At 61.3% G+C, this 11,878-nt stretch carries 6 protein-coding genes; 3 read left to right on the forward strand and 3 right to left on the reverse strand.

Annotated features, from left to right (window positions below; all coding sequences use genetic code 11):
- Nucleotides 1–274 precede the first annotated feature (274 nt).
- On the reverse strand, nucleotides 275–1,195 hold the full coding sequence (locus tag ACZ60G_RS33865) for an NADP-dependent oxidoreductase (protein ID WP_465815322.1): 921 nt from the start codon (nucleotides 1,193–1,195) through the stop codon (nucleotides 275–277).
- Nucleotides 1,196–1,264: 69 nt separating this feature from the next.
- On the opposite strand from ACZ60G_RS33865, the gene ACZ60G_RS33870 reads away from it, so the two are divergent.
- Nucleotides 1,265–1,882, forward strand: a complete 618-nt coding sequence (locus ACZ60G_RS33870; protein ID WP_465815323.1) for an HD domain-containing protein — start codon at nucleotides 1,265–1,267, stop codon at nucleotides 1,880–1,882.
- A 75-nt stretch (nucleotides 1,883–1,957) separates the two neighbouring features.
- Nucleotides 1,958–2,107 carry a hypothetical protein gene (locus ACZ60G_RS33875; RefSeq protein ID WP_465815324.1) on the forward strand — a complete coding sequence of 50 codons (150 nt, stop codon included), beginning with the start codon at nucleotides 1,958–1,960 and terminating at the stop codon, nucleotides 2,105–2,107.
- On the opposite strand, the gene ACZ60G_RS33880 is transcribed toward ACZ60G_RS33875, so the two are convergent.
- Nucleotides 2,095–3,237: an FG-GAP repeat domain-containing protein gene (locus ACZ60G_RS33880; RefSeq protein ID WP_465815325.1), complete on the reverse strand. Its 1,143-nt coding sequence runs from the start codon at nucleotides 3,235–3,237 to the stop codon at nucleotides 2,095–2,097. The genes ACZ60G_RS33875 and ACZ60G_RS33880 overlap by 13 nt on opposite strands.
- Nucleotides 3,238–3,595: 358 nt before the next feature.
- Here ACZ60G_RS33880 and ACZ60G_RS33885 point away from each other — a divergent pair, with 358 nt between their 5' ends.
- The gene (locus tag ACZ60G_RS33885) at nucleotides 3,596–5,974 is read left to right on the forward strand and encodes a TOTE conflict system archaeo-eukaryotic primase domain-containing protein (protein ID WP_465815326.1); all 2,379 of its coding nucleotides are present in this window, start codon (nucleotides 3,596–3,598) and stop codon (nucleotides 5,972–5,974) included.
- Between the two features lie 1,171 nt (nucleotides 5,975–7,145).
- On the opposite strand, the gene ACZ60G_RS33890 is transcribed toward ACZ60G_RS33885, so the two are convergent.
- Nucleotides 7,146–11,738 (reverse strand): NB-ARC domain-containing protein, encoded by a 4,593-nt coding sequence (locus ACZ60G_RS33890; RefSeq protein ID WP_465815327.1) that lies wholly within the window; start codon nucleotides 11,736–11,738, stop codon nucleotides 7,146–7,148.
- Between the last annotated feature and the right edge of the window lie 140 nt (nucleotides 11,739–11,878).

The raw sequence follows: 11,878 nt of genomic DNA on the forward strand, positions 1-11,878 counted from the left end.
TGTGCCATGTACTCGCGGCATCAGTGTCAAACCTCGAGCACTGCCAGCAGAGTGCATGCTCCGACGAATCCTGCTGCGCCCTGCCCGAGAGCCTTTCGAACACAGGCCATGCGGAGCCTCGAGGCACGCGAGTTCGAAGCCTTCGATCTCGGTGGCGTCGGTACGACTTGCTCGAGGCGCGCAAATCCGTTGTCATGCCGGTGCGCTGGGCGCAGTGATTCGCTCTCGCTCATTCCCGACTGGAGGACATATGCCCGAGCGGGACCGCCGAGCGTCAGTCCGTGGTCACCTTGATGATCGTTCTGCCGCGGGTGCGTCCGTCGGGGCTGAAGGCCGCGGGCGCGTCGGCCAGCGGACGCACGGCGTTGACGAGGGGGATGAGCCGGCGATCGCGGAGGCGGGAGGCCAGTTGGGCCAGTTGCTCGCGGTTGGGTTCGACGACGAAGAAGATGGCTCGGCCGTCGTGGGGGTGGATGGTGGGTGGATCGGCGATGGTGACGAGGGTGCCGCCGGGGCGTAGTAGCGCGGTGGAGCGGTCGCGGATGTCGCCGCCGATCACGTCGAGTACTACGTCGACCTCGCCGACGTCCTCCAGGCGTTCGCCGTCCAGGTCGACGAACTTGTGGACGCCGAGATCGCGGGCCGCGTCCCGGTCCGAGGCTCGGCCGGTGCCGATGATGTGGGCGCCTGCCTCGTGGGCCAGTTGTGCGGCGACAGAGCCGACGGCACCACCGACTCCGTGAATGAGGACGGTTTGGCCAGTTTTCAGGTGAGCGTGGTCGAACAGGGCCTGCCAAGCTGTCAGACCGGAGATCGGTAGAGCGGCTGCGGCGACGTGGTCGACGTCGGCGGGGAGCGAGGCCAGGTTGCGAGCTTCCACAGCGGTGTACTCCGCGAGCGAACCGTTGCGGGCCCAGTCGGTCAGTCCGAAGACGTGCTGCCCCACCGTGACACCAGTGGTGCCGTAGCCGAGCTCGACGACGACACCTGATAGTTCGTGGCCGGGCACGCTTGGGGTGCGGTCGCGGCCGGCGCGGTCGGTCCACGTCCCTGGCCAGTCCAGCTCGCCGCGGGTGAAGCCGGCGGCGTGGACTTGCACGATGACGTCGTTCTCAGCGGCGTGGGGGTGGGGCAGATCGGTCAGGGTCAATCCGCCGATGCCAGCTTCGCGGTCCCGGACTGTGACGGCTCGCATGAAGGTCCTTCCGGTAGTCGTTGTACTGGTACGGGCCCTTCCACGCCGTACTGTCGAAGTATGGTCGTTTTGGACGAGCTCGTGATTCCTGACACGGCCGCCGCATCGGCTGCCTTGGAAGTAGCCTCCGCTTACCATTCCGTCGCCTTGCTGAACCACTCGCGCCGCGTCTACGTCTGGGCGGCTGCCTACGGCAGGCAGCAGGGCATCCGGTACGACGCTGAACTGCTGTTCGCGGCCGCGATGTTCCACGACATCAGCCTGGTGCCGGAGTTCGACAACCACACCCTCTCCTTCGAGGAGGCCGGCGGCCATGTCGCCCGGGTGTTCGCCGCCGGCGCCGGTTGGCCGAGCGAGCGCCGCGAACGCATCGGTGAAGTCATCGTCAGGCATATGTGGCCTGACGTGGACTTGGCCGATGATCCTGAAGGTCACTTGCTGTGGCGGGCGGCGGCGTTGGATATCGCGGGCAAGAACATCGACGACTTCAGCCCCGCCTTCCGTGCCGAAGTACTCCAGCAGTACCCCCGGCTCGGGCTCGCCGACGAGTTCCTCGCCTGCTTCCAGGCTCAGGCCGACCGGAAGACCGGTAGCTCCGCCGCACGCGCAATGCAGTCCGGCCTCACCACCAGGATGGCCGCGAACCCCCTCGACGCTGGCCCCGAGCACACGCCCGACGAAAACTAGCAACTAGAGGACACGCGCCTCGAGTTCTGCGCGTGAGTTCGGTGGTTACGATCGCGTGCTCCCACGATGAGCTCCGTGGCGCGAATGGCGGAAGCCTGGGACCTGGACTACAGCTACCGCGCTGGCGATCTCATACTGACCGTCATCACGACTTCATCGCGAATGCTCATCGCGCTCGAAGTCGCAGCGCCCGCGGGGCCTGTCGAAGTCGATCAGGCCGCGTAGTTGATGGGGGGCCCAAAGGTACCGTCGCCCTTGCCATAGCGCAGGGTGATGTTCCCTGAGCCGGTGTTACCGATGACCGTGTCGATCTTTCCGTCGCCGTTGAAGTCAGCGAGAATCGGGGTGGACAGGGGGACGAGCCCGCCGGAGGGGTATGTGTGGGGGACGCCGAAAGTGCCGTCACCGGTCCCCAGCAGGACGCTGATACTGGAGGTGCCACCGTTGGCGACCAGCATGTCGAGCTTTCCGTCGCCGTTGATGTCGGCGAGGTCGAAGCATTGCGGGAGCAGGCCGCCAGTCGAGTATGCCTTGGGCGGCCCGAAGGTCGCGTCCCCCTTGTTGAAGAGCGTGGACACGGTGCCGGCAGCGAGGTTGGAGAAGAGGATGTCGGGCTTGCCATCGCCGTTGATGTCGCGCGCCATGCCGTACCAGGCGGTCAGGGCGCCCTCGCTGGACGTGGTCGGGGCGGCGAAGGTGCCGTCACCGCGGCCGCGGTAGATCTGGATGGTGCTGTTGACGTAGTTGCCGCGTAGCAGGTCGAGGTTGCCGTCCCCATCGAAGTCTGCGGCGTCGGCGGACCCAGAGCCGACGCCCAGGTTGCTGGAGTAGTTGACGGCCTTGGCGAAGGTGCCGTCGCTGTTGCCTAGGAGCACCGACATCGATGGGGCCTGGTTGGAGGTGGCAAGGTCGGGGTTGCCGTCGTGGTTGAAGTCGCCGACGGCCACCGCCCCAGGTGCGAGGTCGGTCGGGTAGTTGACGGCATTGGCGAAGGTGCCGTCGCCATTGCCCATCAGGATGGAGACGTCGTGCGAGGTGAAGTTGGTGACGGCCATGTCGAGCTTGCCGTCATGGTTGAAGTCCGCAATGGCAACGTAGTCCGCCTGACCACCGGTGGTGTAGCGGACCGTGGGCTGGAAGCCCCCGCCGGGCTTACCCAAGAAAACCGACACGCCGTTCCCGAGAAGGAAGTCACTGAACACGACGTCCGGGTAGCCGTCGCGGTTGAGGTCGGCGACCGCGGGAACCGCGGGGCCAGGGTTGAGGTCGGCGACCGAGGCGCCCTGGTCGGTGAGCACATCGGCGGATGCTTGGGTACTCGTGAAGGTATTTCCGGCCAGCGCGGTGCCGGCCATCGCCAGAAAAGCGAGAGCGCTTACGACGAACCTGGTGCGTGACAATTGTTCTCCCGATTGTCCGAGATTGGCCCCGACTTATGTGCTGCCCCAGCCTGCGAGAAGCGGGCGCCGGGAACAACGCCGATTCGGCCCGCTTACGATCACTTTCGCTTATCGAGCCATCGGTTCTCGCCGTATGCCCGACCGACCAGGTTCTCCAGCGCGCCGCTGTTCCACCGCAATACGGCCGCGGACCTGAGCCGCTGGCACGATCTCGCGGGAATCTCACCCGCCCTTCGCCTTCGACACATCAGCAACGCGTGCGTCGCGGTGATCGCTGCACGGTAGAAACGATGGCACGGCACACTGGATGGCCGTGGAACGCTTTCCTGGCGAGCTCGAGTCCCTCCGTGCGGAGAACACCCGCCTGCGGCGGTTGCTCGATCTCACCGAAAACCAAGCCCGCGCAGCTGATCCGGACCAGATCGCGGTCTCGACCCCGATCGACATGCGCTCTGCTCCGGAAGCCAAGGTGCGGTTCTATCTCGACTTGTTCCGTTGCCGCCCCGATATTTACGCGATTCGCTGGGAGAACCGTCAGGACGGTCGATCCGGCTGGATGCCGGCGATCCGGGGCCGGTGGCGTTCTGGGATGTCGCGGTCGGAGGCGTCGTACCTGCCGCTCACCACAGAGGTCGTCGCCGCCCATCTGCGCGGGGCGCACCATATCGGCTTGTATCCGCTGGGCGATGACGACACCTGCTGGTGGGTCGCCGCGGACTTCGACAAGGACACCGCGATGCTCGACGCCTTGGCATACCTCAAAGCAGCCCGCACCAAGGACATTCCCGCAGCGCTCGAGGTATCGCAATCCGGCCGAGGTGCGCATGTGTGGATCTTTTTCGCACAGGCCACCGCCGCTGCCCTAGCTCGACGGATCGCCACCGGCCTGCTCGCCGAGGCGATCCAGCTGCGCGGCAGCATGAATCTGTCCAGCTATGACCGACTGTTCCCGTCGCAGGACACGCACACCGGCCGTGGCATGGGCAATCTCATCGCCGCACCACTGAACGGAACCCGACGCCAGCACGGCACCACGTTGTTCCTGGATCCGGCCACTCTCGAACCTTTCGAGGACCAGTGGGCCTACCTGTCGAGCATCCCGCGACTGTCACCGAAACAAGTTGCCGCACTTGCCGACACGCTGCCCGAACCAAAAGTCGGACACGATGTTCGGCGCCTGCAGCTGCCGAACTCTTCGCGGATCATGCCACGCCCGGCAGCCGTGGTGTGCGCAACGTTCGCAGCCAGGCTCCAATTGACCGCTGCTGATTTGGGCCCCGCAATGATTTCGGCGGTCAAGCACGCCGCGTCCATCCCGAACCCCGAGTTCTACACCCGCCAACGCGCCCGCCGAAGCACCTGGGACAAACCACGATTCCTGCGCAGCTACGACGAAACCCTCGACGGCGACCTCGTGCTCCCCCGCGGACTATTGCCCTTACTCACCACACTGGTCGAATCCGCCGACAGCACACTACGCATCGAAGACAACCGAATCGAAGGCGTCCCACACTCGTTCCACTGCTCGGCGGAATTGCGGCCCGAACAGCGAGCCGCAGTAGGCGACATCGAGGTCGACGACATGTGTGTAATTGTCGCACCGCCCGGTACTGGCAAAACCGTCATCGCCTGCGCCGCAATCGCTTCCCGGGCCACGACCACATTGATCCTCGTCGACCGCAAAGCCCTGGCGGACCAGTGGCGGGTCCGGATCGCTGACCATCTCGGATTCAAGTGTGGACAAATCGGCGGCGGCCGATCCAAGACCACCGGCGTCATCGACATCGCCCTGCTCCCCACCCTGGCACGCCGCACCAACGTAGCCGAACTCACCAACAGCTACGGATTCGTCATCGTCGACGAATGCCACCACATCGCCGCATCCGCCTTCACCGAAGTCCTCAACCAAATACCCGCCCGATACTGGCTCGGACTCACGGCCACCCCCTACCGGCGCGATCAACTCGACGACCTGATCTACCACCAACTCGGCTCACGCACCCACACCGTCGACAGTCCCGCGGCAGGACAACTCCCGACCAACGGCGAAACGCCTGCACCCCACCCCGTGCTCGAGATTCATCCAACGCAATTCGCCTACAACGGCGACGCCGATCCGTCCCAACCAGGCGGAATGGCCGAAATCTATCGAGCGCTGGTCGCCGACGAAGCCCGCCTACAGCAGATCACCACCGACATCCAGACCGCGCACTACGCCGGCGCACAAATACTGGTACTCACCACCTGGGTCAACCACCTCGAAGCGATCACCGACCGCCTCACCCACGCAGGCTGCCACGACATCATCGTGCTCCGCGGCGGCATGAAAGCCCGCGACCGCCAAGCAATTACGGAAACGATCCGCACCCGCCAAGCCGATGGATCACCGCTGCTACTCGTCGGCACCGGCTCATTCATCGGCGAAGGCTTCGACTGCCCCGCCCTCGACACCCTCTTCCTCGCATCCCCTATCTCATTCAAAGGACGCCTCGTCCAATACGTCGGGCGCATCACCCGACCACATCCCAACAAGACCACCGCCACCGTCCACGACTACCACGACGTCCGCACCCCCGTGCTCGCATCATCACTACACAAACGCGCACCCGGCTACCTCACCCTCGGATTCCCCGACCCGCGTAAACCCCACAACTGGAATACGGTCACAACGCCGCCGACAACAACTACATGAGCCATACGCACCCAAGCCGGGCAATGGAATTCGCTGAATAGCCGCGGTGAGATCTCTCACCGGGCCGAAGTCAGTTGATGCATGCAGCGACACCAGCAAGTCACGGTCACGATTGAAGCCGCGTCCACCCACGAGCGCCCAGGCAGCGATCACGTCCGACAGAAAGTCTTTACGGCGCAAACAGATCGAGCTAAAGTGTAGGCGAAGTGCGATTCTGGGTTCTCGTTATAGTAAGAGTGGGTGACGGGATTCGAACCTTGTCTCAGCGCTTCACGATTCGCCTGGTCGATAGCCTGAGGCAACCCAAATGTTGGGCCTCAACAGACCTTTCAGAGCTTTTCAGTACGTTACGGATCACCAAGGTACCACCAGTCTGGTGACATGGTCACCACGCCTTTTGCCGCTGTGATCTTCGGGGTGGTGACGGCGTCACCACCCCTCACCGGGTGACGGGAAGTCTCCCGCGCTGACTCACGAGACTGGCTTGGTCGCTGTATTTCGGCACAACTGCGTTGACCTGACCCCATGATTTCGGTCCAGGTGGACCGAACTTCAGGGTCCCGTCAGTGCCACCCACCGACAGATAACAGAACCGCTCCAATCTACGAGAACCAATCCACCGCAAGGTTTTTCGTTACAATGGCACCCACCGGGGGACGGAGAGATGACCGAGTGAGTCAACGCGCTGCTTGCTTTTCGCCGACCGCGGCCTGACCGGACTTTGTGAACTCGCCAAGGATTAGCCGCTAAGGCCCGCTTTCGGAGGTCGAAATCGAACATGAGAAAGCACCGCGGGCTGTGCACCCGCCGCAGCGGAAGAGTGCGGGCCCTTTGGGCGGGATCGGCGCTCTGCAGGTCGTCGTCTTCAACTCTTCCGGCTCCTCCGGGTTTCCAGCTCCTCCGGCTTCTCCTGGCTCGCCGAAGGCTGCATGCATAGCGAAGCACACAGTAAGCAGCGAGCCAGGCGGTGGAACATTCCGTCCCTTGCCCCGAGGCTACCGATGAGGAAACCGATCTGCCTGAACGGGTCCCGTGGAGAGCCCGGTGCATTCCCTAACTGCACGACGAGGTTCGAGCCACAACAGGCTTCAGGGTATCCCTATACAGGCGCAATGGGGTCTTCGGTCCCCGACCCGAAGATACTGCGAAAGAATCCTGCCACCCACGACCTCTATTTCGACCGCTTTGAACCAGCTTGCCTCACTGACCGAGGGCTGACGCCTGGCGCACTGACGTTGGAAACCGACTCCGGGCGTCCACAGCAGTGTTGAAATTTTCTTCGACCGGGGTTTTCGCACACACATGGTTTGTTCCGCGCTGGAGTGATGACTGTCAGGTCCATAACTGCGCCGACGAGGTTACCTGTTTCCGCCGCCCGTACGATCTTCTCTACGTTCTCGACAAACATACCTTCGAGGTTGGTTCCAAACACGGCGACCAGCACTTTATGTGTTCGGGCAATTCGATACCATTCAGCGTTGAACATCAGCCGGACGTCGAAGATCTTTTCTTCGCCATCATGAAGGCTGAGTCGACGGCCGACTAGCCTGGCTTGAAGTTTAGTCCGCCCGGACTCAAGCATCTTTGGTGTCGGAGTTTCGAGTTTCCCGGAATCTCCAACTATGTTTGCGAACCCTCGTCGCCTAAATAACTCTAACGCAACCTCGATCGGCTTTCCGTCCGAGTCGACAACACGCCCACCTATGCAGTCCACAACAATAGATGGCAGATATCCCTCATCTTCATATGCAAGTTGCACACATTCGATCTCGAACTTGACCATTGGATTAAACGCTCGTTCCCCTGTACGCACGACGGCCGAGGGGGTACATGTCGAGTGCGCGAGGTTCGCTACAACTGGTCCCGATGGCGACACCACCGCCATCAACTCGGCTTTTCCATTGGCCGCGATTGGCAACTGACATACGAGGCATTGCCTTCGCAAATCCGTCGACATTGCTGCGCACAGTGCACTGATGTCGATATCCCCAAACTGCCGGATCAGGAAATCCCTTACGCTGTCAGCAATATTGATCTGGCGTCGCGGAGGATCGTCTTCCTCGGAGGAAGACTCAGCTCCTGCGACACTATCTCGGAGAGAAGCGAATAGCGCTCCCTGAACGGCGACGGGGACATCACGCAATGTCAATTGCCATTCTTTAATAACTTCGGATTCGTTGAGGCCCTCAAGTCTGAGCATCAGCTCGCGCCTCAAAGCGGCGGCAGCTTCGGACCAATGCCTATCAGACTCGAATTCCCTCCGCGCCTTCTGCGCTGCATCGATAGCTGAATTCGTGTCGCCACGATCAGCATGGATGTTAGCGATTTGGAGTTCTGCCGTACCAACCAGGTTTCTATTCTTTATTCTTTCGGCAATATCTCGCCCCAGAGCCATCTCCACCGACGCCGCCTCCAAATCGCCCGCTCTGGCAAGGAAGGAGCCGAGGTTTAAATGCAAGGTCGCTTGGATCTCCGGGTTGCCGAGCTTCTCAGCAGTTTCGATCAAGCTGCGCAGCCGATCGGCTTCGCTCTGTGCGTCACCTTTGGCAATCGCGCATTTGGCGCTGTTGTTGGCGATAATCATAAGGGTGTTGAGATCGCGCCTCTTCTCTGCGATCGGCTTGGCGAGGTTGTATTGTTCCGCCGCTTCCTCCGTTCGATCCATCCGCGCATAAACGTTGCCCAGGGCGACATGACACTCCATCATCTCACTCTCAGCGCCACTCTCGACGGCCAATACCAGCGCTCGGCGTCCGACATTTTCCGCTTCGTTCCATAGTTCACGTCTTGAGTAGAGCACCGAAAGGTATCGTGATGCCGATGCTCTGACAAGTGCGCTTACTTGCTCTGATGGTGCGCCGGAGATAGGCTGCAGAATAGTTGCGGCTTCTTCCCATTGATTATTGTGCAATAGAGCCTCACCGAGCAGGGTTTTGGCGTTTGCGAGATCATTCGATGGTCCTCGCTTGGCGAAAGTTTTCACGATCTGCCGAAGCAATGCAATCGACTTCGCGATATTGCCCAGCCTGCGCATCTGAAATGACTCGCGAATATTCACCTCTGCCTCAAGCATGTCATTTTTCGTGGCAACAGCAATCTGTTTGGCATCTTCAAATAGTTTTGCTGCCGTGTCATGGCGACCGATAGCGCCATGCACATTCCCGAGAAGACTCAGTGCCTGCGCCGCCGACGCATTGTCATCGGCGTCGACGGCCAGGTCGGCTGACTCGGTCAGAGACTGTACAGCTATCTCCAGGTGCCCGTGCTCCTTGGCATATTGACCGCGAAATCTCAGAGCCGTGATCTGCCCAGTGACGTCCCCGATCTCTCGATAGATTTTTAGGGCGGCGTCAATGCATTCGCCGCGGTCGATCTCACGGTCCAGATGAGGATTCGCAAGCGCAAGTTCCATCAGCGCATCAGCTTCCGAGTCACGGCTGCCGATCGAGCGTGCCCGCTCCAAAGCAATCAAGCATTCCTGGTTCGCCTCTGCATCTTTACCGGAAGACCGCAGAATCGACGCGAGCTTCGTCCCCGCCTTTGGTAGAAGGGCGCCGAATCCGGCTCGATGAGAGACCGCCATGCTACTACGGACATATCTTTCCGCACGGTGGAATCGACCCGCTGCGACGTAACCGCCTGCGATTGCCAGTAGTATCTGGGTGAGCATGCCGTCCTCACCCAGCAGCCGCCATGCCCGCAATGTACTGCGCAGCATCGCGATGCCGTCATCGAGGTAACCCCGCGACAGCAATAACCCTCCTTGATGCGCGCGGGCATACATGCCCGTGACGGAATCTTGGTTTTCTGCTGCGATCTCACCGACCTGCCGGTATATCTCGAATGCCTGCTCCGTCTGGCCTCGGCGCTCTTCGGAGAGCCCGAGGCTCAACATGGAATGCGTTATCCACTCATGATTGCCGGTGCTTTCACCCGCTACAACTATGCACCGCGCCACCCGGTCCAGTTCCTCCCAGTGACTCAGGTGCCGCAGCACGGCCAGCAGAATATTGGCAACGGTGTGCCCCGACTCCCATTCCTCGGCGCGGCAAGCCGTTTCGACCATCACTCGAGCACCGAGCCGGTCCTTCTCCCACATTGCCAAGCCCTGATTGTTGGTCTCGGCAGGTGTCGCATCGCCTGCGCCCATGAAACCGATGTGCTCTGCCGCATAGCGCAGTCGAGATGCATACATCAAACAGCTGTTCCGAATTGCCTGAGACCGCCACTGATCATCTGCAACGGATGCCTTCGCTCGGGCAAACAGATACAAGACGTTGTGAACCCGGTAGCCGTCGGTATCAGGCTGCTGGACCAGATTCAGCTCGAACAGGTTGTCCAACAACCGGTGTGTGTGTTGAAAGTGCTCTCTGCCGACCACCTGCACGTCTCCGGCGGTCGCGCTCGCCACGACATCCACGGTTACAGTCGTGTTCGGCAGGATGCCAAGCGCCTGGACCAGGCGAGCATGTTCATCGTCCAAAGAGCGATAGCTCGTCTCGATGATCGCCGCCATCGACTTGCTGCCAGCCGCAAGCGTGGACAACCCTGAGTCAGGGTCGGCCATGCGGCCTAGATATTCCTGGACGTCCAACTTCGGTCGGCTCTGCACATAGGCTGCAGCAATAAGCACGGCCAGTGGCAAACCCCCACAAGTGGATGCCATTGCGTGAGCATCGGTTTCAGTAAGCCGTGGAGCCGTACGGATCGCTAGTGCTGAAGCATCGACATCCGTCAGCGGTTGAAGCTCGATCGTTCGTGCATTGCGGACTCCCAGCCCGGTAAGTCGCGATCGGCTGGTGCAGACGACAGCAATCGCATCGCTAACGGCTAGAAGATCGTCGAGAACGGCCTCGGACGTCACATCGTCGACGACGACGAGCACCCTTGTGCCGCTAAGCATCGCACGGAGGCGAGCGACCTGTTGTGCACGAGTTTCGAGTGATCGTTCGGCCCCGTTGTCGAGAACGTCGCATAGCATGCCGACAAGATCCGGTTCCCCACCCGACTCCTCTCCGTTCGCTTCGATCAAGTAGCAGCCATCTGGAAAGAGTTGCTCAACCGAACATGCCAGAGCAATCGCGAATACCGTCTTTCCGACACCCGCTTGACCAGTTACCGTGACGACTGGACGCTGGGAACCCGTACTACAAAGCCATTCCACCCCCTCGGCCAGCTCGTCGTCGCGCCCGATCAGCTCCGGCCGGATCCGAGGAAACGACGTACGTCGACTAGATACCTGAAGATGTTGCAGCACAGACCGCTCGGGCAGATCCAGAAACTGCTGCGCGATCCAGTACACATCTTGTTCAGCAAGATCCTCGGCTAGCGCGCTTCGATCGAGGATGAACAAGTCGACGCCACACTGTTCAAGAGCCCACCGTTGCAGCTCGTCCTGACTGGCCTGGTTCAGGTTCTCCCCCAACAGAACATAGACCTTGTCGACGGGCCTTCCAGCCACGATTCGCTCGACATCAGACCGGATCTTGTCCGGAATTCGCTTGTACTGCAACGTACAAGCGAACGCAATCACCAGATCGCCATCCACCGTCGTGAACGACCGGAACGTCTCAAAGTCCCGCCCCTGATCACCGCCAGCCGAGACCGGCCCAGTCGCGGGGCGAACGTTGCGGCTAACCCGCGCCCGCGCCCAATGCCTGCATAGATCCTCGAACTGATGGTGCCCGTTCATAGTCCTCAGCTCCGCCAACGCGAAACGGATCTGTTGTGCAACCACATTGGGTGTCGGGGCAACTTCTCCCATGAGAACGCACTGTAGAACAGCACACTGACACACCAGACGGCTTAATACTGCAACTGCACTCAGGTGAGTGGGTGGCCGCGGCGACGGTAGTGCGATAACCGGGCTTGGTGCTGGCGGCGTCGCCGCCAGCGTGACCAGGC

The sequence above is a fragment of the Nocardia sp. NPDC102475 genome, assembly GCF_055584605.1.